The organism is Salisediminibacterium halotolerans (genome assembly GCF_003814815.1).
Lineage (GTDB): Bacteria > Bacillota > Bacilli > Bacillales > Salisediminibacteriaceae > Salisediminibacterium > Salisediminibacterium halotolerans.
This window is the reverse complement of record NZ_RKQQ01000003.1, coordinates 23,867-45,399: the sequence shown is the minus strand read 5'-3', so window position 1 is coordinate 45,399 and position 21,533 is coordinate 23,867. Positions and strand designations below refer to the sequence as shown.

Sequence of the window (21,533 nt, the reverse complement as noted above, 5' to 3'; positions counted from 1 at the left end):
AGCTGGCGAGCAATTTTTTAAAGGAGCACACCAATGGCAACAGAGCACTGGAAGCATAACAAATACGCCGTGTTTTTTCATCGGCTCACCCATAACGATCAACAATTGTTAGTCGAAAATGGAGAAGAATGCTCTTACCGGGCAAGACAGCATATTTACGAAGAGAACGACCTGCTGACAGATGTTTTTATTATTCACAGCGGTCAAATCAAACTCAGTAAAGCTGCGATCGATGATTACCAATTTATTCTCCACTTGAAAGATAGCGGCGACATATTGGGCGACAATGTTTTGTATGACGTTCCTGTTGCATTGATGACCGCTGTTGCACGCACAGCATGCAGAGTGACAAAGATTAAAAAAGACGTGCTCGAAGACTTGCTTCTTTCTTCTCCGCTGATCATGCAGGAGCTGCTCCGCGGTCGCGCGTTCAATCAGCTCGCAACTCAAGCGAAGTGTACAGATTTGCTATTTTACGGCAACGATGCAGCCTTAGCATCTGTACTGCTAAGGTTTGCTCACTCTTACGGCATTGAGGATCAGCTTGGATGGAAAATAAATTTACGTATCACTCATCAAGAAATCGCTCAATTTATCGGGACGACGAGAGAAACTGTTAACCGGATTTTTAGCGAGTGGAAAAAATCAGGTGTTTTATTAACCGAAAACGGTTTAATAATTATCCGAAAGCTTCGTGAACTGAAACGCCTTCTTCATTGTCATAAATGTCCGCATGGCATTTGCACAATAGCTTGAATACAGGCAAAAAAGCCGCAAAATCACGATGAGATTTTGCGGCTTTTTTTATATTTCTGTTATCCGTCAAAACGCTTAAACAAAAGTGAAACATTGTGACCGCCGAAACCGAGCGAATTGCTCATTGCATACGGAATATCCATTTCACGCGCTTCATTCGGAATGTAATCGAGATCGCACTCTTCATCCGGCGTCTCATAATTGACCGTTGCAGGCGCAATACTATTTTCAATCGCTTTGATTGAAAAAATCGCTTCTACCGCACCGGCAGCGCCCAAAAGATGACCCGTCATCGATTTTGTCGAACTGATCGGGAGTTGATAAGCATAATCGCCGAAGGCCGTTTTCGCAGCGCTCGTTTCATACTTATCATTATATTCCGTACTTGTCCCGTGAGCATTCAAATACGCAACCTCTTCTTTTTCGATCCCTGCATCTCTGATTGCTTCTTGCATCGCACGGACAGCGCCTTCGCCTTCAGGTGCAGGAGCCGTTACATGATACGCATCGCCTGTCGATCCGTATCCGCATATCTCAGCATAAATCGTTGCTCCGCGCGCTTTCGCGTGTTCTAATGACTCCAAAACGAGAATGCCGGAGCCTTCGCCCATGACAAAACCGTCGCGGTTTTTATCAAACGGACGGCTGGCAGATGCCGGATCCGGATTTGTCGACAAGGCTTTCGCAGATGAAAAACCGGCAAATCCCATCTCTGTAATCGGCGCTTCTGTTCCGCCGGTAACCATAACATCCGCATCACCGCGTTCGACAACTTTATAAGCATCGCCAATTGAATTCGCACCGGAAGCACAGGCTGTCACAGAACAGTTGTTGACTCCTTTCGCTCCGATCGTAATCGAAACTTGTCCGGCTGCCATATCAGGAATCATCATCGGTACAAAAAACGGCGAAACCCGGCGGTGACCGCGTTTTTCATAATTACGAAATTGCGTTTCAAACGTGCCCATCCCGCCGATGCCGGATCCAATCCATACACCGATACGATTCGCGTTTGATTCATCGATCGTCAACCCGGCATTTTCAACCGCCATCTTTGCACCGGCAATGGCAAAATGTGTAAAGCGGTCCATTTTACGCGCTTCTTTTCCGTCAATATAATTCTCAATATTGAAATCAGAAGCTTCTGCAGCAACGTCAGTCGGAAAGTTCGCCTCTTTAAATTTTGTTACGAGATTAACCCCGGATTTCCCTTGAATAATTGCGTCCCAAGTCGACGTTACATCGTTCCCGAGCGGAGTCACTGCTCCCATGCCGGTAACGACAACGCGCTTTTTTTCCATGATTGTCACCACTCCTTAATAGAATATTTCCTGAATTATTTTCCCCAGCGCAAGGTTACAGCTCCCCACACTAATCCGGCACCGAATCCGACCATCACGAGTGTGTCGCCGTTGGCAATTTTCCCGCGCTGCCGTTCATAATCCAATGATAGCGGAATGGATGCCGAAGAGGTATTTCCATAGCGGTTAACCGTTTTAGACATTCTTTCTTCAGGCAATTCGAGCCGTTCTCGAGCCGCTTCCATAATTCGAATATTCGCTTGGTGCGGAATGAGAAAATCAACATCTTCTTTTTTCAATCCTGCTTTTTCGACAACATTCAATGATGATTCTCCCATTTGACGCACGGCAAATTTAAAGACCTCACGGCCGTTCATAAATAAATACTCATCTTTGCGAATGTGTTCGCCGCCGCTTCCGTCTGAACCTAATTCAAACGATAAAACGCCGCGCTCATCTGAAACCGGTCCCATGACGACCGCACCGGATCCATCACCAAACAAAACGGCCGTGTTGCGGTCATTCCAATCCGTCACTTTCGATAATTTTTCTGTCCCGATCACCAAAACATGCTTGTATGCTTCGCCTTCAATAAATTGTTTAGCAGTGACCATGCCGTAAATAAATCCTGCACACGCTGCACTCAGATCCATCGCTGCTGCGTTGTCAGCTCCAAGCTGCCGCTGAATCATAGAAGAGACAGAAGGAAAGGCCTTATCCGGTGTCACCGTCGCCACAATGATCATATCAAGCTGATCGGCTGTTATCTCTGCATCGGCTAAAGCTTTTTGCGCTGCCTCGTAGCTCATATGCGATGTATCAATCTCATCAGGAGCAATTCGACGTTCTTCAATGCCTGTACGGGTGCGAATCCACTCGTCATTTGTATCGACAATTTTTTCTAAATCTTTATTTGTAACGACATGCTCGGGCACATACGTTCCTAAACCCCAAATCCCTGCGCGCATCTCGTAACCCCCTAAATAAGTGTTTTCACCAACCATTATGACCTGTTCTTAACTAAAATGCAAGCCATCTTCTGCCAGTCAAAATATTATGCTTTAAACCTTAGATTAATACGCGTTGTTCTCGTCGTTTAATGATTCCATCAGCGTTTCGAACATTTCATCAACCCGTTTTTTCAATTTCTTATCCTCTTCTTTTTCCGGATCAAATTTATTCAACTCTTCATACGTCGCCAAAAAGGCGTCAATATCTTTTGTTCCCAGCTGGGCAATCGATATATAGGCCAACAATTTAACATTTGGGCTGTCTTCGGAATGAAACATCGGCATAAGCGGTTCGAGTTCTTCTTTGCCTTTTTCATAATCACGGTCGTGCACGGCATTAAAGCCCTTGATCATTCGATTTGCCATCTTTTTCATCGCTTCATTTTGCTGTTCAGTCATTGTATTAAAGCTCCTTTTTATTTAACTGTCTGAATCAAGCTGCTCATCAACATCTGATTCATGCGGAAGTTCCTCATGTTCAATGTAATGAGAAACATGTTTGTTCAGCCATTTTTTTGTCTCTTCGTCGACCGCCGCGCCAAAATCTCCCATCGCAACCGCTCCGTCGTTAAAATCAAAATAATGATTGCCGTTTGTCAATTCGTCATTTTGAAAAGCATCCAGCAAATATTCATAAAGGTAGCCTACTTTTTGAACAGTGCTGGACAAAATGACTGATTCGCCTAAATCGATTTGATCGCCGACATAGCCGATAGCATGAAGCTGATCTTCTTTCACGCGCTCAATAATTTGCACATTAAAACCGTTCCCTGCCGGATAAAATATGTCTGCACCGGCTTCGGTAAGTTCGTCGTATTTCCTTTCGGCAGCTTCGGTGTCCGTCCAGCTTTCGATCGTTGCAATGTCTGTCTGCACTGCTGAAGAATAATAGCGGGCGCCATCTTCAAACCCTTGCAGTTCCGGCTGAAACGGAAAAGCTCCGATCGCGGCAATATGCTCATTGGCAGACGAATCTGCCGCGAGCATGCCGGCAAAATACCCCATTGCATAACCGTTAAAATGAAGGCCGGTCATATTGTCTCCCGACACTTCTTCATTCATGACAACAAAGTGCGTGTCCGGATAGTCCTCATGAAGATCAGCAAAGTGATCACCGTACAGATGGCTGTGACCGATGATCAACTCTACACCTTCCTCAGACCATGCATCAATTTTCGCCTTAATATCCGCTTGAGAAGTTTTCCCTTCAGAAATAAACATTTCAAGCTCCCGATCAGCCTGTGCTGACATCACACCTTGATACGCTTCATAATTCCACCCTTGATCGTCAATCGGTTCCGGAATTAAAAGCCCCGCCGCCCTATTTTCTTGTTCATTTGCACATCCGGAAAGAATTAATGCGATAAAAGCCATTACGTAAGTTATTTTTTTTAGAAACATGTTCTCCTCCGTTCTCACTCCAGAGCCGACGATCGCTTTATCTTGTAATAAAATGCTTCGACAGCGGCCCCTGAAGCTAATGAAACAATTAGACGAATTTCTACAGGCCAATCAGTAACGACGGACAGCAGAAAAAACAGAAATAAGGCAACTGCAGAAAAAATCACGATTCCAAAAACGAGCCGTTTCAATGCTGATTTCCTCCCGATTCTTATAAAATCACGCCATTCATTACACCAGCTAACATAATCAGAAGCCGGTTCTTGCTTCTAAAAATAACCGGCAAGAATTAAAACAAAAAAAATGATACTGTTTACCATTTCGATCATACCGATTTGCATCGGACGGCGCAACTGTTCAGAAGGAATCAGCGCTGCCTTTATAAACGTGAGAAAAAACGCCGCGGCCGCAGCGTATAAATTCAACACGACAGCTCCAACAGGCAATAGAAGATAATATACAAACGATATTCGATGAAAACTCGGATTATTACGCTCGCGAATCAGCGATTTTACATGAAATACACTTGCCATAAAAAAGAATATGTACAGACCGGCGTACAAAACTGCGGCGGCAGAAATAAAACCTTCGCCTAAATAAAAAGCGATCACAAGCAGCCAGGATAAACCGGTAATGGCTGCAAGATCATTGACCAATAAACGTTCTTTCTTCAGCTTTGCAAACAGCATATTGATGAAAAAGAACGGAAGCGCGGCCATGGCAAGCGCCAATACTTCAGGATCACGCCAAAATTGCGGGAGCAAAAAGACCGCACCCAAAAACGAATACAATAAAAATGACGGCCAAATATCGTTTCGTTTTGCTTGCCGAAGCTTAGCTAAGAGCGGAGCTTGTAATAAATAGACGAAAAAGATCCCCGCAAAAAATAATCCGTGAGTCATCGACACTCCCGCCATCACTGCTCCAGTCCAATACGGAAAAACGAGCATTGCCCAAGCTCCGTGTTCACGCGGAAAATACCATTTCATAAGCGTTACCTTCCTTTTTTCATAATGTGTCATGCCTTTCTAAACTTTAACACCGTTTCAAGGCAGACGGGGTGATTAAGGTCACCGATCTCCCTTTAAACGAACGAGCAAGCTTGTTTTTTGTAAAGGCACGATACAACTATGAGGCAGCTCTCATTTCAGCCGTGAAGGTAGCGTATTTCACCGATATCATCATCATAATCAACCGTAAAGTCCGTATTGTCAAAATACCAGCTGTCTTTTTGTTCGACGTAAAAGGTAATCCCGTTAAGTTCGGTCATTAAAGCAGGTTCATCCGGTTTTTTCAGCGCAACCGCTAATGAAAATCCGCTTTGAAAATTGGCATCTCCGCCGTAACGGACAAAAAACTGCACAGCGTCTCCCTTATGCACACCCATTTCTTCTTCAAACCATTTTCCCGCTCTTTCAGTCACTGTCATATTCATGCATGTCACCTCCGTAATAACGAATTGAGAGTATATCGTACTATAAATAACCGGCAGCTGTTCGGTCAATCAAAAATGCTTATGACAAAGCCGGCTGCTTTCAAATTAGCTGCCGGCATGACGTACTCATCATCCAAGACAAGTCTGACACTTCTCTGCTTGATTCGGACGACATCTTTTCTGCCTGTCCGGCTCGAGCTTCACCCTCCGCTAACCGGAGGAATAAAGGCGAGCAGATCGTCTTTATGCACAGGCGTGTCTTCACCGGCATATTCTTCGTTCAAAGCCGCCATCGCTCGCTCCATACCTGTAATATTCGGAAAATCTTCCTGTACTTTATTTCTCAGTTCTTTTACAGATACCTCTTCCATGTCGTATTCAATTTCACGCTGTCCCGCTTTTTCTTCCAGCTCTGCAAACAATAATACTTTAATCATCTTCCGTTGCCTCCTTATATAACGGTTTTCCTTCTGGATATGAGGTCGTTTCCAGCTGATCGCCGATCCACATTTCACCGTCCTGCCAATGCTCCTTTTTCCATATCGGCACGATTTCTTTTATACGCTCAATCGCGTACCTGCTTCCTTCAAATGCATCCGCTCTGTGAGGAGTCGAAACAGCTATGACAACAGCAAGATCGGAAATTTCTAATTCGCCGATCCGGTGTGTGATCGCAATTTTTGCTTCAGGAATATCAGCGGCAATCTCTCTTCCTATTTGAGCAAGTTTTTTTTCTGCCATAGGCACGTATGCGTCATATGTCAATTTTAACGTTTTTTTCTCATTCGTCATTTCTCTGACAGTGCCGATAAACGTGTTGATTGCGCCTGCATTTCGATCGGCGACTTTTTTGATTGTTTCTTCAACATTGAGCGGTTCATAAGTTACTTTGAAATTATTTTCTGACATTGTCTCAATCCCCTTCGCCAATATATTCCTGAAAAAACCAATTTATAAACCCAGCGGTATTAAACGAGCTTCCTGCAAACCCGTTGAAATTTGTTTTTATAGAATCGCCGCTTTCCTCTGAAGCATAAAGAACAGCCCGAACGTTCGTTAGCTCTGCAAGCAAACGCTTTGAGTCATCTGTTTGCCGAACGAGCAACACTTTCGGATAATCCGCGTATTTGAAGCCCTCAATTAAAACAACATCAATTTCCAAAAGCTTGTAGATCTCCAGCCATTTCTCAAGCGGAAACGGCCGGCTGTTAGCAGCCGTCAATTGATAACCCGTTTCTGTCACGGCCAAAGACGCTTCTGCTCCGGCTTGCCGATGCTTCCACGTATCTTTATTATAATCAGGATCAGGCAAAGATTTTCCGTGCCCGTGATGTTTCACGGTTGCCGTCTGATAGTTAATTGCTGTCAGAGCTGCTAACAGTTCGGCTGTGACGGTCGTTTTACCGGCATCTGAATACCCGACAATTTGAAACACAATCATCAATGTCCGCTCCGTTTCTTTTCCGGATCTCTAATCGGCTCGGAGCTTCCTTCAGGATTTAACAGCAAAATATCCACTTCGTCGCCTGCATGATAGCCTCGGCTTCCGCCCGGAACAGCGGCGAGACAGTCCGTGTAGGCAAGCGACGTGACAACTTGCGACTTATCCATCCCGACCGGGCTCGCATACAGCCGGTTTCCGGCGTACTCAACTTTACTTCGAATAAACCGGGTGAAAGGATTCGGCTTCGGAAAATCGGCCGTCAATGTCCCCCGCACTACTTGCAAATAAGGCGCCGGCGAACCGAGGTACGATTTTATCCACGGACGAGCATATAACTCAAATCCGACAAAACAAGCAGAAGGATTGCCTGATAGCCCAAAAAGCAATTTTTCATCCTTGGCTGCCACTGTCGTCACACTTCCGGGACGCATCGCAATTTTATTAAACAAAACGTCGGCACCCAGCTTAGCGTATATTTCCGGAAGAAAGTCGAAATCCCCGACGGAAACTCCGCCGGTCGTAATTAATGCGTCGACGTCATTGAGCTTTGTTTTCACAGCTTCATAACAAGTGTCAAAATCATCAGCTAATTTGCCGAAATAAAGCGGTTCTGCACCGGCCTCTCTCACTTGCGAAGCAACCATGTAAGCATTGCTGTTGCGTATTTTTCCCGGTTCCAGCTTTTCATTCACATCGAGAAGCTCGGTTCCTGTCGCATAAATGCCGACGACCGGTCTTTTCACAGCCGGAACACGGTCGTAACCGAATGTAGCAAGAACGGCGATGACCCCTGAGGTGACCTTGCTCCCCTGTTTAACAACAACTTCTCCCTCGCTCGTTTCCTCACCTTGTTTTGAAACGTTATCATCTGGATAAAAACGCCGTTTGATTTGAATTTTTTCAAGCCCGTCCTCAACATATTCATCGGCCAACTCAAACATGACGACTGCATCGCACGCTTTCGGCATAATTGTCCCGGTCATCACCCGGACAGCTTCACCGGGTCCGATTGCCGCCGTTGATACATTTCCCGCACCGACGGTTTCTTTCACCGTTAACTGTACAGGTGATTCTTTTGATGCCTCGTTTGTATCTGCACTGCGAATCGCAAACCCATCCAACGGCGAGCGATCAAACGGCGGAATCGGATGGTCTGCGAGAATATCTTCCGCTAAATAACGGCCCTCAGCTTCCATTAAATCAATATATTCTTTCTCTCCTTTGGCTGTAAACGACATTACCTTATTTACGGCTTCAGCGACTTTAACAGGCTGACGTTCTTTAAACATAAACTGCACCTCTTTTTTATCGATTCTCTTTTCATTTTATCAGTTTTAGCTGTTGATCCGGCAGTTAAATCAGAACAAAATATGAAAAAACTGCTGAGCACGTTTCAGCAGTTTTTCCGAACTATGAGCCGGTCACTTCGGCGATATCATTCACTGTCGCATCCAAGTCGAAGCTGTCCTCTCCGCTGTACATCCGGACGATCTGGCCATCAGGGTCAACTAAGTAAAAGCGAGTCGGATGCATAATGTCACTTTGTTCCGGTATTTCCTGAATTTGCGCTTTAAAAGACTCCAATACAAGCTCGCGAATAAACTCATCCGAATAACCGGTTAAAAAATTCCAATTTGAAAAGTCGGCCTGATACGATTCACCGTAATCTTTCAGCTGCTCCGGAGTGTCAAACTCAGGGTCAACTGTAAACGAAACAATTTCAATATCGATATTTTCGCTGTCGAGTTCGTTTTGCAGCTCAACCATATTCGGCGTCATTATCATACATACCGTCGGACAACGAGTGAAAATCGTTTTCGCAACCCACCATTCTCCTTCATAATACTCATTTGTGATGGCTTCATCTTCTTCATTGACCGCTTCAAAATCGATCATTTCCCAATCCTCTTCAGATTCGGACACATCGATGACTGTTTCCGCCTCACCAGATTCTGAGACATCTTCGTAAAGAAAACTGCATGCTGTACCGACAGCTGCGATCAATAACAATAAAAAAGCAAGGATTGTTCGTTTCCACATTTTTTACATCCCTCATTAAACATTGGCATTTTCAGGCTGATACATATCGTACTCTTTTACTTCAAGCTGAGGTGAAGAAGATCGGTCGCGCTGCATCCAAATTCGAAATGTATATCCCATTGCGACACCGTACGCCAGCTCTTGAGTAATTTTCATAAGAGCGCCGCCAAATTGCTGGTCTCTGTACGGGCTTAAGAGCGTTAACGACTGTTCACCGTCTAAAACTTCGTATGGAATGTCCGCACCCGGAGGCAAACAATAAGCCATCGCTGTCGCCCATGTTCCCGGGTCTGTATACGTCGCATAAAGCGCGCTCCCGGCAAAAATGACTAAGACACATGCCGGTGTAAACAACACACCGCTTGCGAACATATAACCGATTCGTTTTAATTCTGACATATCATACTTCGTTGTCAGCCGCGGAATAATGTGCCACCACATCAGCATCGCCGCCAGAAGCATTCCGATTTGATAAACATTATGCCAGCCTTCATTCGTCATGACAAAATCGAATGTAAACGGCAAATGATAGAATGAAAAAAGCGCATTAAACAAAACGAGGCCGAGAATCGGAAAGCCGACGATCGTAAACAGTCTGCGAATCCACGAAAAACGGGCAAAATAGTTAAAAAACCATGACGGGATCCCGATCAGTAAAAGCGGCGGAGCAATTAAGTATACAATCGCCATACTCAGCATATGCATACTGAGGTTAATATGACCCAGTACATAGAGAGGGCCGCCAAAACCAAGATAAACAGCTAACAAACCTAAATGAAAATAAACAACTCTCCGGGTTGGAACCGGTGCGCCCTCCGGAAAAAATGCACGGAATTTTGTAATAACCATAAAGTATACGAAACTGATTACAGCAAGTACAACGATCAACTCCGGTGTCCAGATTGTCCGCGCCGTAAATGTTTCAAAAAATACCCCCATGTTGATGCCCCCTGCCTTTGTCACTGAAAATATTTGCACTCGCAGCGTGTTTAAGCTCTATTTTATCATAATCCGCTCATGTTATAGTATATTCATAACATGAATTTGTTGTAAACGCGAACATAACGATTGATTTTATATCAGACACTGATTACTAAAAAACGGAGGTAACGTCGTGAAAATCGAACGGGTAAAGAAACCTGCAGACGAACAAACAATTGATCAAATCACCGATTTAATGCTGGAACAAATGATGCAAATCAGCGTCGATATCACACGGGAAACGTTGAAGAAAACCGTGCGCCAAGCTTTGTCCAGCGAATCCGACTGTGAATTCTTTATCAGCGAAACATCATCAGGCGAAATCGTCGGCGCCGCCTTTTTAAACATTGGCATCGGCCTGGATAAAGGCGGACGTTACATATGGCTCAACGAACTTTATGTGCGAAAAGATATGCGGCAGCAGGGGATTGCCAAGCGGTTGCTTTTGAATTTGCTTCACTGGGCTGAAAACGAAGGTTTTCAAGGTATTGAGCTGGAAACAGGCATCAGTGATCAGGCAACAAAACAGCTGTACAATTCACTCGGCTTTTATGATATCGTATCGAAGCGTTACGGCCGGACGCTCTAAACCATCCAGCCCAGGAGAGCCACGGCGGCAATAGCTCCGCCAATCACTGCAATCAGAGGCGCTCCTTTCCAGGCCATCAACACAGCTGCCGTCCCCCCTAGAATACCGAACCGTATATCTTCTTGAATATACAGAATGCCCGGGAAAATTAACGCGCCTAACACAGCGTAAGGAACACGGGAGAGCATCCGTTTCGCCCATGCCGGCCACCCCTCTGTTTTCAAAACTATAAACGGCAGCACCCTCGGAATAAATGTAACTGCGCCCATCCCGAGGATCAGCCAAAAAATCGGCGCTGTTATGAACGATGACGCCATTTTATCCCTCCTTCGATCAGTTCCATCACGGCGACAGCACTAATCGCAGCAAGCATGACCGCCCAGCCCGTATCCATCCACTGCGCGTATGCCGCATGAAACAATCCGCCAAGAGCAGCCAAGAAAAACACGAGCCGGCCGCCGGATTGAATCGAGGGCACAATTAAAGCAATAAAGAGCGCATAAAGAGCGATTCCCAAGCTTTCTTGCAAAAAAACGGGGATGACACCCCCGGTGTAATAACCTGCCAATGTGAATCCAATCCAGCTCGAATAAGCGGCCAAACCTGTGCCAATCAGCTCGGTTAATGGAACCGGCGATTTTTTAGCCGACGAAACGGCAAACACTTCATCGGTTAATAAAAAGGCCGCCAATGAACGTTTCGAACGCGTGCCTTTATCTATCCGTTCATTCATAGCAGTGCTCATTAATAAATGCCGCAAATTTACGACAAACGTAGCCGAGATGACAGCAAGCACCCCGGAGCCGGCCGCTATCATAGACAGGGCCATATACTGAGCAGCTCCTGCAAACACAAGCATACTCATCAGCAGCGCTTCAAATGCTTTCAGCCCTGTGTTTCCGGCTAAAACACCGAAGGTTATTGCCACCGGAGCATACCCGATTGCAATCGGCATGCCGTCTTTTATACCTTGAAGAAAAACTGTGTTAGCCGGCTCTGCATAAGAAGAACCGCCGGATTCATTATTTGCACTCATTGATCATCCCACTCTCTTTTCGGCAAAGAAAAAAGCCTGAACCATGTCAGGCTTATCGTTCTAACTAACCGTCGTATACATCAGAAAAAGCTGTCTCAATTTTTGGAAGCAGCTCGTCCCAGTCAGCATCAGGTTCTTTATTAACAGTTACAAAGTCTTGAAAACCAAATATATTATCGACACCGTCCAGCGCAAGCAGCTCTTTCGCTAACGGGTGATCCGTTTCTTGATCTTTTTTAAACGAATGACTCCCTGCACCTTCAAATAAAGTTTGATTTGCAGTGAATTTCATTGCATTCGGATTGGGCGTTGGTTCTCCGCGCACGTCTATTGCCATGAATGATCCCTCCTATTAATTGTGTACAGCCACAGTTTAACACGATGAATATAAAAAGAAAAAGAAACTCGTTTCCCTGATTGTTGACCGTAAAGGTATTTAGTAGAATATAAGTTGTCTTATCCCCTGTTTTTAAGGAGGATCTTAAATGTCAAACCGGCATACAACCCTGGAAGAATGGATTTTGCAGCGTGATAAACAGCCGTCGCTGATTAATGATACATCGAGCAAAATTAAAAAAGATTTTTCTGTCGAGTTGCAAGCTGAAGCCGTCTTCAGGCAAATAAATCTCTGGAAAGAAGCCTTAATTTCCCGCGGCCAGTATTCTTTTTGCATCACTGATTTTCGCCGTTTGGCTAATGAATTCATCCTCGTGTTTTCCGAGGATGTGTATGCTTATGCTTTCCAGTCTCTTTCTCACGAGGCAATATCGAAGTATGCAGACAGCTACCCGGCGCTCAAACAAAGGATCCCTGATCCAACAGCTGCCGATCCTTCATTGACTCAATGGGCAGAACAGTGGCTTGTCAGACCCCACTTCCGCTCTTATAAACAGCGTTTAAAGGAACTGTCTTCAGCGGAACAGTCTTTTTTGCAAACCTTCATTGCAGCCAGACTGCAAGAACACGTTCACCATCCCCCGAGCAGGCGCACCTTTTTTGAACTGACCGCGTATCACCGTATGTGGGAAGAGGGGATCGGTGCTTGGGAACGTTCTTCAGCTGATCCGATGCAGTTCAGCCGGGAGGAAAAACGCTTCTTTTCAGCATTGATAGCCAACGATCCGGAACGCGCTCTGCCGGTATGTTTGCAAATTACTGAGCAGCTGATCGAAAAGAGGCAGACAGATGCTTATCAAAACGCTCTTAATTGGGTGTCTGCGGTTAAAGGCTTTACCGAGCGCGACTATTTTGAAAGCTGGCTAGCTCTTCTCCGGCGTAAATACAGGTCGTTGCGATCTTTCATTCAGGAGCTTGATAACGTTGACTTCCTTGCCAAGCATAATAATGACAACACAAAATAATTCCGCTCTTATCGGGCTAAAGCCTAAAGATCCTTCAGCGTACCGGCGTAAAGAGGTTCTTCGTTGGAAACAAGAGCTTTTCCGCGCTGATAAGGATTCTTTTTACGGCATTCGTTATGATATTTCCTCAGATGCTAAAGGAAGTTATTACGTTGAAATTCCGTTTGCCGATACGTTTCGGGTTGCCGCAATGTTAGCTGAAAAATTTCCGTTGCTGCAAGCAGATAATCTTTTACAGTTGCGGTATAAGATAGCACAATTTGCTATAGAGCCTTCTGCAAACGGCTGTTGGCAATTTCATGATCTTTGTCCGCTTTTTTCTGCCGAGCTGGCCGACAGGCTGATCCGCTCAGAACTCGAGACCTCAGAAGCATTTAAACAAAAGCTGTCGAGATTTTACCGTCAAGTTCAGGACCTGAATATATCCGCCTATACAGAAAATTGGCTTCATACATTAGCGCATGGCGGCCGACACGATTCAGTTTCTTTTGAAGCATTAAATGTTGCGCAAAAACTATGGCGCAACCCGAACAGCCATGTTTTTCAGTTTCTTTACGTCCTCTCGCCTCCCGCGCATGGTGATAACATCTGGAGTGTCAAACCGTTTATCAAAGATCTTATCTCCCGGCAGATCGTTTCGATCGATGATATTTTAAAAGGGCTCCATCCGTTTCATGAAAACCCATTGCCGTATATCCGCTCATTACATAAGCTGTTGACAAAACTTCAGCCTATTACTGTAAACATCGATTCAGCAAGAGCGAATCTGACATTACAAAAGAGCGATGTTGTCTCTTTTTTGGAAAAAGATGTCACGCTTTTTGAAAACAACGGGATTGAGCTTTATATTCCTGACTTTTTAAAAAAACAGATCCAACCTGAAGCAACAGGGAGTTTTCATCCGCAGATCGAGGATAAAACATCAGCTGCACAGCGCCCGCCGGTGAACGGCAAATTGGCGTGGCAAATCACTCTCGATCAATCCGCGGTTGATATTGAAACGCTGCGCTCTTTAGTCGAGCAGCAAATCGAGCTGATTCAAATTCAGACAAGCTGGGTGCGATTCGACCTTGATGCTGCCGCCCGCCTCGTCGAAAATATCGATCGGCTCTCGCACGACTTGCCCGAAGAAGTGATCTACCAAAGCGTGCGAGAATCGCTGACTGGGACGAATGAGAAGCACAAACGGTTTCATCCGGGTATGCAAATAAACATCCCGGAAATTAACGAGTGGCTCACACCGCAAGCTGATCGATCAGCACCTTCTATCCCCGGGGAATGGGAAGAGAAAATGTTTCCTCACCAAAAAGAGGGTGTGTCGTGGCTTTTGCATATGAATAAGATCGGTTTCGGCGCGTGTCTTGCAGACGACATGGGACTTGGAAAGACATTGCAGGCAACAGTTTTTCTCAGCCTTGTCCAATCGTCTGAGGAACCTTCATTGATTCTTGTGCCGTCCAGTCTCCTACATCATTGGAAACAAGAGTTAAACAGCTTCTCACCTGATTTACCGGTTCGTTTATATACAGGATCACCGGCAGACAGAAAAACACGCTTTAATAACGGTCCCGGCGGAACTGTTTGGGTCTGTTCCTACACAACAGCTCTCAACGATATCGGAGTTCTCAAGCAAACCGGCTGGCAAAACATCATCTTTGATGAGGCGCAAACATTGAAAAACCACCGTTCAAAATTGCACCGCGCTGTCAAAACTCTCGCTTGTAAACAGCGGATTGCTCTTACAGGGACTCCGGTAGAAAATTATCCTGAAGATATTTGGTCGCTGATGGACGTGCTCAATCCCGGTTATTTGCATGACAAAAGCTGGTTTTATGATCAATATGTCAAACATGCATCCAAAGATGAACAAAAAGAAAATTTCCAGCAGCTCCGGCAAATTATTCAGCCCTTCATCTTCAGACGAACGAAAACTGACCTGAAAGATCAGTTCCAGCTCACGGATAAATCGATTGTTCATCATTGTGTCTCATTGTCAACTGAACAGATGACAATGTATAAAGCCGTTGCCGATCAATTTATCCAGGAAATGAACGATGTATCTGCCGAGGCCAGACCGCGCTGTATCTTCAAAGCGATGACACAGCTTAAACAAATCTGTAATCACCCCGGCCAGCTTTGTAAAGAACGGGGAGCAGGACGATTTCGCTCAAACCGATCCCCGAAATGGGATCAAGCGGTCGAACTTATCGAATATTGGAAAAGAAAAGGCAAGAAAGGGCTTGTATTTACGCAATACCGCTATTCGGGAGAACTGTTCCGTGATTACGCCCGTGAAAATTGGCGCATTGATATTCCGTTTTATCACGGAGGATTGTCTGAACGCGGGCGGCAAAAGATTTTAGATCTGTTCAAACATGCAAAAGATCTCCCGTTTATGGTCATATCTCTTCGTGCTGGAGGAGTCGGCTTAAACTTGACCGAAGCTTCTGAAGTCTTGCATTTTGACCGCTGGTGGAACCCGGCCGTTGAAAACCAGGCAACCGATCGGATTCACCGTTTCGGCCAAACAGAGCATGTCCGCATCCATACCATCACCGCAACAGGAACAATCGAAGAACGGATCACGGAAATTATCGATCAAAAAGAAGAAATGCAGGACAGTATCATAGATGGAGAGGCAGCACCGCTCTGGACGCTTGCTGACGAAGAACTTATCCGTTTGTTTCAATACCAGTAAAAACACTCTGCGGGCGAAAGCTGAGCCGCATAGAATACAGAATATTATGAGCCCTCCGCAAACTCGCTTGCCGCGGGCAACGCCTCAGCCTCCTCAGAAGCGAAACCGCTTCTTGTGGGGTCTTCTGCTCCTGCGGTTACTCGTCGCAAATACATTGGCAGTTGCTTTTCCCGCAGGCGTCGAGTTTGCTCCGGTCTCATAAAACTTCTCGCTCTATAAAGAAGAATAAATATGCAGGTAACCAATTGATCAGCTACTTTTTCAGCAGCCTCGAAAGCAAGCGACGAAGATCCGGCCCCGCAAATATGGATTTGCGGGGCCGGCTATGAATGAGATCTTAAAGGTCCCAAGGTTTTTCTATTCTCAAGTCATCATCTGTGACCGCATTTCCGCGCCATTCGTCAATCCGCACCGTTACTTCTGCTGCAGCTATTTTTTCATTACGGTATACATCGGCCGGCAACGTCTCTGTCCATTCGTGCGTTTCATCAGACTCAAGCTCTTCAGTAATGACTGCTTGCGTAAACATCTTCCCTTCAGCGAAATCATACTGAACATTCCCTTTTTCATCCAATAAGCGAATATCAAAAGCGTGACCGTCTGATATTGTAAAGCTTTCCGGATGATCGGACTTATTCGTTACTTGAATGGAGATTTCGGTTTCATCATCCCGATGTTCAATTTTTGTTTCCATCAAAAGGCCCTCGTGTTCGAGTGTGCCGCTTTTTTGTTTTTCATAATTTTCCTCCGCTTCACCGCAGGCTGTCAGGAAGAAAGTTAACATAACAAGATCGAGAAGCCTTCTCACGTTTATACCCCTTTCTCCTTAGTCATCTTTACGAAAAAGACCGAAGATTCCTGTTGTTTGTACGATGTTTGTGAACGCATGCGGATCGGTTTCTTCGATAACTTGCTGGAGCAAATATAATTCATACCTCGTAATGACGATCATCATCACTTCTTTATCCGCTTTCGTATAACCGCCCTTAGCCGGTATCCGCGTAACGCCGCGCGTTACTTTCGCATGGAAAGCTTCCTGGAGCTCGTCCGCCTTATCGGTAACAATCATCGCCGTCAATTTAACATGGCGCGTATGTATCGTATCGATAATCCGCGACAGAACATAAAGGGCCAACAATGTATAAAGCGCTTCTTCCAAGCCAAAAATAAAACTGGCAGAAGTGACAATAATCGCATTCAAAATAAAAAAGTAAACCCCGACAGGACGATCGCTTCGCTTAGCCATAATCAAAGCGATAATATCCAGGCCGCCCATAGACGCGCCCCATTTCAAAATAATACCTGCACCCGTTCCGCCGATGACACCGCCAAAGACGGCATTCAAAATAATATCCTCTGACAACATCAGGATCGGCAATACTTCAAGAAACAATGTCGTAAAGGCGACCGTAACAAAACTGTAAAACGTAAAACGTTTCCCGACGAGGCGCCAGCCAAGAATCGCTACAGGAATATTGAGCAAGAAGAGAAGAATCCCGGGAGACAGGGGAATAAAAACATTCAAAATTTGCGCCACCCCGGCGAAACCGCTCGCAAAAATATTTCCGGGGATCAAAAACAAGTTTAGACTTAACGCCATTAAAAACCCGGAAATCATCGACAAGGACGTTAATTTCCCTTCTTCTTTCCAATCAAATTTTTTCAGCATCCCAGTTCCAACTTTCTGCATACATAATTCAACCGTTTATGATTTTACCGGACTCCGGCTTAAATTGCATTATTTTTCGAAAAATACCGGCTTTGTCTTTTAAAAGACAAAGCCGGCAACATTCAGTGTTTTTTATATTTTTCGTTGTAATAATTGACCGAAAACTGGGCGCCTTCATCTACCATCGTGTTGTCTTGAATATCCTCAGGGTGTGAATGACCGACTTTTTCTGTCATATACTCTTCGTAAGTTTCATCTTCTGTCTCATTTAATGCCCAGGCTTTCGCACGATTATACCACTGTTTCGCCTTTACACGATTTTCTTCATCGCCTAAATAGTATGAGACAGCCGCGGCGCCGACAGCTAAAAATGTTGAAGCTAGCCACTTATTCATCGCTCCCACTCCTTTTTAATTCTGCTCTTCTGTTCCCCATTCCTCATCAAGCCGGATAATAAACTTTTCCTTATCGTCAAAAACGCCTTCGATCGCCTCCGTCATTGATTCAGCTCTTCATCAATTTTCTTTCTAAGCTGGAACAGACGGTAAACATGCGTGACGATCACTTTGACGACTGCATAAAACGGAACTGCCAATATCAGGGCCAGCAAACCGCCAAAGCTGCCGCCGACTAAAATCAACACGATGATCATCAGCGGGTGAACGCTAAGCTTTTTCCCCATCACATTCGGCGAGATTAAATTGCTTTCAAGCTGCTGTACGATAATAATCGCAACAATAATCCATACAGCCGTCATCGGTGAATCAATCACGCCGACAATAACCGCAGGAATACTGCCGATCCATGGTCCGACAAACGGCACAACATTCGTTACCATATTCACTAAAGCAAGGATGAGAGAAAAATCAACACCGATAATTAAATAAGCAATGTACATTAATGTTCCGACAAAAATACTGACGATAATCTGCCCTTGAATATAAGAAGACAGTTTGTCGTCCATATCAAACAAAATACGCTGACCTTCTTCCTGTTGTTTTTCTGGAAGAAAACGGAAGACTTGATCAGGAAGTTTCTCGCCGTCTTTCAGCATGAAAAACAGCATGAACGGAACAACGATCAAAACGAGCAGAAAATTCGTGACCGCTCCAAAAAACCCGGCCACGTTATCGGCGATAAAATCGAATGCCTCAGATAAATAATCCGTTAAATTTTCAGTCAAATTCTCGATGGAAAAATCATCAGTGGCGACGAAATCTTGAAACCATTCATTTTGATCGATTTCAACCAACAGGTTGTTCAAGTCATTGAATAACGCAGGGGCATTGTCGGCTAAATTCATCACCTGCTCTTGCAAAACCGGTCCGATTAATAAAAAAATGCTGACAATCACACCGATAAAAATCAAATAAATGATCACGATCGACAGCGCTTTCGGGACTTTATAAGTATGTAGATATTTAACAAACGGACGCAGAATATAAAAAAATACGCCTGCGATTAAAAAAGGGATAAAGAGCGTCTGAAACGCTACGTTGATCGGGTGAAAAATAAACGAAACTTGTGAGCCTATAAAAATGATGGCCAATATTAACAATGTTCCAGCCAAAAAACGCATGAATTTTGATTCAAACAGCAATGACGATCCTCCGTTCCAAGAACATTTTAAACTCGTTAAGACAGCATCCGTCAGTAAGAAAAAAGTTGTTTTGCAAAATAAAAGACTGTTTAAAAACTTCCCTTTGTTACAAGGATTTAAACAGCCGCTTTAAATTATTTTGCTTTTTCATTTAATTTTGGCGTCAGCCGCTGACACGTTTGCCTTTTAATCATTTTATGCGGAATGAGCACCTGCTTCGGTTCGATCCCGGGTTTATGGATTAAATCGATTAAACAGCTCGCAGCTTCGTAACCTAAGCTGAAAATGTTGATATCCACTGTCGTCATCGGCGGAGATGAAAGTTCGGAGATGGTAACGTTATTAAAACTGATAATTGATACATCGTCAGGAACACTCATCTCCATCTCAGCAAGCATTCGCATAACGCCGAACGTCATGATATCATCTGCCACGATCAGAGCAGTCGGCCGTTCAGCTAAACTCATTAAATCAATGACGGCTTCCTGACCGCCTTCTTGAAGTTCTTCATGAAAAACAACGTATTCATCGCGCAAATCAATCCCGGCGTTTGTCAGCGCTTTGCGGTATCCTTCCATATGATCGACGGTAACGACAAAATCTAAATTCCCGCCGATAAAAGCAATTTTTTCATGACCGAGAAGCAACAAGTATTCGGTAACGGTTTTAGCCGCTTTAAAATTGTCGTTATTAACATAAGTCAGGTCTGTCATCGACGGTTCATAAGGCCGGCCGATCACTGTAAACGGGAACTTTTGCTGGTGCAGGTAGTTCATGACCTTATCGTTCACCCTCGAGTACAACAAAATAATGCCGTCGACTCGTTTTCCTAAAACCATGTCCTGAACTTCTTCAAATATTTCATCTTCCGTCTGTCCTGTAGATAAATACAGACCGTATTCAAGCTGGTGCGATCTCGAACTGATTCCGCGAATAACTTCGGGGAAAAACGGATTCTGAAAGGTTTTGTTAGCCGAATTCGGCATAACGACCCCAATCGTCTTCGTCGATTGGTTTGCCAAACTTCGTGCATTGAAATTAGGGTGATAGCCTAATTCGTTCATTGCCTCTCTGACCGCTTCTTTTGTCCGATCGCTGATACGCGGACTGTTGGCAATCACCCGGGAGACCGTTGATGGTGCTACATCCGCCAATTTAGCAACGTCTTTTATCGTGACAGCCATGTGAATGAACCTCCTTTCAATCAGTTAATATTGTATGCACATACATTGCACAAGATTCGACGCTGTTATTATCAGTGATTATATTATTCAATATACACTTCTGACTGTGATTATACAAACATAACTAATATAAAAAGAGAGGAAGAGGGGATACCTGCTTCCTCTCTCCTTTATCACGGTTATCCTTTCGTTGCTCCGGAAGCCAGACCGCTGATCAAATACCGCTGCAAGAACAGATAAACAGCTGCAATCGGAACAGCGATTAAAATCGAGCCGGCCGCAAACCGGGTGAAATTATTCGAGAATTCATCATTAACGAAATTAAACAATCCGAGTGCAAGCGTGTAGTTCTCCGGACTGCGCAGCACAATCCGCGGCAGCAGGAAGTCCATAAACGGCTGCATAAAGTTAAACAATGCGACAACGGCGAGAATCGGTTTGGCAAGCGGCAGCAGAATCTGAAAGAAGATTCGGAAATGACCCGCGCCGTCAATTTTCGCCGATTCGTCCAATTCACGCGGAATCGAATCAAAATAACCTTTGACAAGGAAAGCATTCATCGGGATCGCTCCGCCTACGTAAATGAGAATCAACCCTGTCAATGTATCCAATAAACCAACAGTATTTAAAAGGATGTACAAGGCTACCATTGCCATTAAGATCGGAAACATTTGTAAAAGCAGGAACGCGTACAGCCCATTTTTACGTCCTTTAAACCGGTAACGCGAAAACGCATAAGCTGTGAAACAAACGATCATTGTTGCAAACGCTGAGGTCGCAATTGCGACAATTAACGAGTTGCGATACCAAGTCAGATAATCGCTGTTTTCAGAAAAGAACAGCCATTCATAGTGAACGAGCGACCAGTCTGTCGGAATCATTTCAGCCCCGAATAATCCGCGGCCGGGATTTAATGATAATCCGAGCGTCCAAAGAAGAGGGTAAAGGATAATGACAAACATCACACCAATGATGCTGTACATTGCAATTAATTCAAGCGTATTCTTTTTCTTTCGGCTCATTGGTTT

25 protein-coding genes are annotated in these 21,533 nt (G+C 44.7%); 4 read left to right on the top strand and 21 right to left on the bottom strand.

Annotation, left to right across the window (positions count from 1 at the left end; all coding sequences use genetic code 11):
• Window positions 1-33: 33 nt before the first annotated feature.
• Window positions 34-756, top strand: coding sequence for a Crp/Fnr family transcriptional regulator (locus EDD67_RS05925; protein WP_121439807.1), 723 nt, complete (start codon window positions 34-36; stop codon window positions 754-756).
• A 59-nt stretch (window positions 757-815) separates the two neighbouring features.
• Here EDD67_RS05925 and fabF read toward each other — a convergent pair whose 3' ends face one another.
• From fabF to ctaG, 12 genes are all read right to left on the bottom strand, one after another.
• Complete coding sequence (fabF, locus tag EDD67_RS05920) at window positions 816-2,057, bottom strand: beta-ketoacyl-ACP synthase II (protein ID WP_121439808.1); 1,242 nt, start codon at window positions 2,055-2,057, stop codon at window positions 816-818.
• Between the two features lie 35 nt (window positions 2,058-2,092).
• On the bottom strand, window positions 2,093-3,025 hold the full coding sequence (locus EDD67_RS05915; protein WP_121439809.1) for a beta-ketoacyl-ACP synthase III: 933 nt from the start codon (window positions 3,023-3,025) through the stop codon (window positions 2,093-2,095).
• Between the two features lie 105 nt (window positions 3,026-3,130).
• Window positions 3,131-3,466 (bottom strand): hypothetical protein, encoded by a 336-nt coding sequence (locus EDD67_RS05910; RefSeq protein WP_093073724.1) that lies wholly within the window; start codon window positions 3,464-3,466, stop codon window positions 3,131-3,133.
• Between the two features lie 21 nt (window positions 3,467-3,487).
• Complete coding sequence (locus EDD67_RS05905) at window positions 3,488-4,468, bottom strand: BMP family ABC transporter substrate-binding protein (RefSeq protein ID WP_121439810.1); 981 nt, start codon at window positions 4,466-4,468, stop codon at window positions 3,488-3,490.
• A 269-nt stretch (window positions 4,469-4,737) separates the two neighbouring features.
• Entirely contained in the window at window positions 4,738-5,457 is a 720-nt protein-coding gene (locus tag EDD67_RS05900; protein WP_158638210.1) for a YwiC-like family protein, read from the bottom strand.
• A gap of 158 nt (window positions 5,458-5,615) precedes the next feature.
• On the bottom strand, window positions 5,616-5,903 hold the full coding sequence (locus EDD67_RS05895; RefSeq protein WP_121439812.1) for a HesB/YadR/YfhF family protein: 288 nt from the start codon (window positions 5,901-5,903) through the stop codon (window positions 5,616-5,618).
• A gap of 200 nt (window positions 5,904-6,103) precedes the next feature.
• On the bottom strand, window positions 6,104-6,340 hold the full coding sequence (moaD, locus tag EDD67_RS05890) for a molybdopterin converting factor subunit 1 (RefSeq protein ID WP_093073732.1): 237 nt from the start codon (window positions 6,338-6,340) through the stop codon (window positions 6,104-6,106).
• Entirely contained in the window at window positions 6,333-6,812 is a 480-nt protein-coding gene (locus EDD67_RS05885) for a molybdenum cofactor biosynthesis protein MoaE (RefSeq protein ID WP_121439813.1), read from the bottom strand. Before EDD67_RS05885 ends, moaD begins: the two co-directional genes overlap by 8 nt.
• A 4-nt stretch (window positions 6,813-6,816) precedes the next feature.
• On the bottom strand, window positions 6,817-7,344 hold the full coding sequence (mobB, locus tag EDD67_RS05880) for a molybdopterin-guanine dinucleotide biosynthesis protein B (protein ID WP_121439814.1): 528 nt from the start codon (window positions 7,342-7,344) through the stop codon (window positions 6,817-6,819).
• Window positions 7,344-8,636 carry a molybdopterin molybdotransferase MoeA gene (locus tag EDD67_RS05875; protein WP_121439815.1) on the bottom strand — a complete coding sequence of 431 codons (1,293 nt, stop codon included), beginning with the start codon at window positions 8,634-8,636 and terminating at the stop codon, window positions 7,344-7,346. The genes mobB and EDD67_RS05875 overlap by 1 nt, the downstream gene beginning before the upstream one ends.
• 121 nt (window positions 8,637-8,757) lie before the next feature.
• Entirely contained in the window at window positions 8,758-9,387 is a 630-nt protein-coding gene (locus EDD67_RS05870) for an SCO family protein (protein ID WP_242006001.1), read from the bottom strand.
• 15 nt (window positions 9,388-9,402) lie between these two features.
• On the bottom strand, window positions 9,403-10,326 hold the full coding sequence (ctaG, locus tag EDD67_RS05865; protein WP_093073740.1) for a cytochrome c oxidase assembly factor CtaG: 924 nt from the start codon (window positions 10,324-10,326) through the stop codon (window positions 9,403-9,405).
• A 175-nt stretch (window positions 10,327-10,501) separates the two neighbouring features.
• Between ctaG and EDD67_RS05860 the strand changes: the two genes are divergently transcribed.
• Window positions 10,502-10,957: a GNAT family N-acetyltransferase gene (locus EDD67_RS05860; RefSeq protein ID WP_222591960.1), complete on the top strand. Its 456-nt coding sequence runs from the start codon at window positions 10,502-10,504 to the stop codon at window positions 10,955-10,957.
• Here EDD67_RS05860 and EDD67_RS05855 read toward each other — a convergent pair.
• The 3 genes from EDD67_RS05855 to EDD67_RS05845 all read right to left on the bottom strand — a co-directional run bounded on the left by EDD67_RS05855 (window position 10,954) and on the right by EDD67_RS05845 (window position 12,330).
• Window positions 10,954-11,274 (bottom strand): AzlD domain-containing protein, encoded by a 321-nt coding sequence (locus tag EDD67_RS05855; protein ID WP_242006002.1) that lies wholly within the window; start codon window positions 11,272-11,274, stop codon window positions 10,954-10,956. The genes EDD67_RS05860 and EDD67_RS05855 overlap by 4 nt on opposite strands.
• The gene (locus tag EDD67_RS05850) at window positions 11,256-11,993 is read right to left on the bottom strand and encodes an AzlC family ABC transporter permease (RefSeq protein WP_121439816.1); all 738 of its coding nucleotides are present in this window, start codon (window positions 11,991-11,993) and stop codon (window positions 11,256-11,258) included. Before EDD67_RS05850 ends, EDD67_RS05855 begins: the two co-directional genes overlap by 19 nt.
• Window positions 11,994-12,057: 64 nt before the next feature.
• Window positions 12,058-12,330, bottom strand: coding sequence for a NifU N-terminal domain-containing protein (locus EDD67_RS05845; protein WP_093073744.1), 273 nt, complete (start codon window positions 12,328-12,330; stop codon window positions 12,058-12,060).
• Window positions 12,331-12,478: 148 nt separating this feature from the next.
• On the opposite strand from EDD67_RS05845, the gene EDD67_RS05840 reads away from it, so the two are divergent.
• Together EDD67_RS05840 and EDD67_RS05835 are read left to right on the top strand one after the other, a co-directional pair.
• On the top strand, window positions 12,479-13,354 hold the full coding sequence (locus EDD67_RS05840; protein WP_121439817.1) for a hypothetical protein: 876 nt from the start codon (window positions 12,479-12,481) through the stop codon (window positions 13,352-13,354).
• Window positions 13,314-16,052, top strand: a complete 2,739-nt coding sequence (locus EDD67_RS05835) for a DEAD/DEAH box helicase (protein ID WP_147098885.1) — start codon at window positions 13,314-13,316, stop codon at window positions 16,050-16,052. The genes EDD67_RS05840 and EDD67_RS05835 overlap by 41 nt, the downstream gene beginning before the upstream one ends.
• Before the next feature lie 337 nt (window positions 16,053-16,389).
• On the opposite strand, the gene EDD67_RS05830 is transcribed toward EDD67_RS05835, so the two are convergent.
• The 6 genes from EDD67_RS05830 to EDD67_RS05805 all read right to left on the bottom strand — a co-directional run bounded on the left by EDD67_RS05830 (window position 16,390) and on the right by EDD67_RS05805 (window position 21,527).
• Window positions 16,390-16,860, bottom strand: a complete 471-nt coding sequence (locus EDD67_RS05830; RefSeq protein ID WP_121439819.1) for a BsuPI-related putative proteinase inhibitor — start codon at window positions 16,858-16,860, stop codon at window positions 16,390-16,392.
• 18 nt (window positions 16,861-16,878) lie between these two features.
• Window positions 16,879-17,742 carry a YitT family protein gene (locus tag EDD67_RS05825; protein ID WP_162843789.1) on the bottom strand — a complete coding sequence of 288 codons (864 nt, stop codon included), beginning with the start codon at window positions 17,740-17,742 and terminating at the stop codon, window positions 16,879-16,881.
• A gap of 101 nt (window positions 17,743-17,843) precedes the next feature.
• Window positions 17,844-18,116: a hypothetical protein gene (locus tag EDD67_RS05820; RefSeq protein WP_093073752.1), complete on the bottom strand. Its 273-nt coding sequence runs from the start codon at window positions 18,114-18,116 to the stop codon at window positions 17,844-17,846.
• A gap of 101 nt (window positions 18,117-18,217) precedes the next feature.
• Window positions 18,218-19,321: an AI-2E family transporter gene (locus tag EDD67_RS05815; protein ID WP_318272048.1), complete on the bottom strand. Its 1,104-nt coding sequence runs from the start codon at window positions 19,319-19,321 to the stop codon at window positions 18,218-18,220.
• A gap of 134 nt (window positions 19,322-19,455) precedes the next feature.
• Window positions 19,456-20,505 carry a LacI family DNA-binding transcriptional regulator gene (locus tag EDD67_RS05810; protein ID WP_093073754.1) on the bottom strand — a complete coding sequence of 350 codons (1,050 nt, stop codon included), beginning with the start codon at window positions 20,503-20,505 and terminating at the stop codon, window positions 19,456-19,458.
• Window positions 20,506-20,684: 179 nt separating this feature from the next.
• On the bottom strand, window positions 20,685-21,527 hold the full coding sequence (locus tag EDD67_RS05805; protein WP_093073797.1) for a sugar ABC transporter permease: 843 nt from the start codon (window positions 21,525-21,527) through the stop codon (window positions 20,685-20,687).
• Window positions 21,528-21,533 lie beyond the last annotated feature (6 nt).

Excerpts from the sequence above, each read along its gene's own strand:
- EDD67_RS05875 (WP_121439815.1), bottom strand. The coding sequence starts at position 8,636 with ATGTTTAAAGAACGTCAGCCTGTTAAAGTCGCTGAAGCCGTAAATAAG.
- EDD67_RS05885 (WP_121439813.1), bottom strand. The coding sequence starts at position 6,812 with ATGTCAGAAAATAATTTCAAAGTAACTTATGAACCGCTCAATGTTGAA.
- fabF (WP_121439808.1), bottom strand. The coding sequence starts at position 2,057 with ATGGAAAAAAAGCGCGTTGTCGTTACCGGCATGGGAGCAGTGACTCCG.
- EDD67_RS05825 (WP_162843789.1), bottom strand. The coding sequence starts at position 17,742 with ATGCAGAAAGTTGGAACTGGGATGCTGAAAAAATTTGATTGGAAAGAA.
- moaD (WP_093073732.1), bottom strand. The coding sequence starts at position 6,340 with ATGATTAAAGTATTATTGTTTGCAGAGCTGGAAGAAAAAGCGGGACAG.
- EDD67_RS05905 (WP_121439810.1), bottom strand. The coding sequence starts at position 4,468 with ATGTTTCTAAAAAAAATAACTTACGTAATGGCTTTTATCGCATTAATT.
- EDD67_RS05845 (WP_093073744.1), bottom strand. The coding sequence starts at position 12,330 with ATGGCAATAGACGTGCGCGGAGAACCAACGCCCAATCCGAATGCAATG.
- ctaG (WP_093073740.1), bottom strand. The coding sequence starts at position 10,326 with ATGGGGGTATTTTTTGAAACATTTACGGCGCGGACAATCTGGACACCG.
- EDD67_RS05910 (WP_093073724.1), bottom strand. The coding sequence starts at position 3,466 with ATGACTGAACAGCAAAATGAAGCGATGAAAAAGATGGCAAATCGAATG.
- EDD67_RS05900 (WP_158638210.1), bottom strand. The coding sequence starts at position 5,457 with ATGAAATGGTATTTTCCGCGTGAACACGGAGCTTGGGCAATGCTCGTT.
- EDD67_RS05850 (WP_121439816.1), bottom strand. The coding sequence starts at position 11,993 with ATGAGTGCAAATAATGAATCCGGCGGTTCTTCTTATGCAGAGCCGGCT.
- EDD67_RS05805 (WP_093073797.1), bottom strand. The coding sequence starts at position 21,527 with ATGAGCCGAAAGAAAAAGAATACGCTTGAATTAATTGCAATGTACAGC.
- EDD67_RS05855 (WP_242006002.1), bottom strand. The coding sequence starts at position 11,274 with ATGGCGTCATCGTTCATAACAGCGCCGATTTTTTGGCTGATCCTCGGG.
- EDD67_RS05820 (WP_093073752.1), bottom strand. The coding sequence starts at position 18,116 with ATGAATAAGTGGCTAGCTTCAACATTTTTAGCTGTCGGCGCCGCGGCT.
- EDD67_RS05810 (WP_093073754.1), bottom strand. The coding sequence starts at position 20,505 with ATGGCTGTCACGATAAAAGACGTTGCTAAATTGGCGGATGTAGCACCA.
- EDD67_RS05915 (WP_121439809.1), bottom strand. The coding sequence starts at position 3,025 with ATGCGCGCAGGGATTTGGGGTTTAGGAACGTATGTGCCCGAGCATGTC.
- EDD67_RS05925 (WP_121439807.1), top strand. The coding sequence starts at position 34 with ATGGCAACAGAGCACTGGAAGCATAACAAATACGCCGTGTTTTTTCAT.
- mobB (WP_121439814.1), bottom strand. The coding sequence starts at position 7,344 with ATGATTGTGTTTCAAATTGTCGGGTATTCAGATGCCGGTAAAACGACC.
- EDD67_RS05840 (WP_121439817.1), top strand. The coding sequence starts at position 12,479 with ATGTCAAACCGGCATACAACCCTGGAAGAATGGATTTTGCAGCGTGAT.
- EDD67_RS05870 (WP_242006001.1), bottom strand. The coding sequence starts at position 9,387 with ATGTGGAAACGAACAATCCTTGCTTTTTTATTGTTATTGATCGCAGCT.
- EDD67_RS05895 (WP_121439812.1), bottom strand. The coding sequence starts at position 5,903 with ATGAATATGACAGTGACTGAAAGAGCGGGAAAATGGTTTGAAGAAGAA.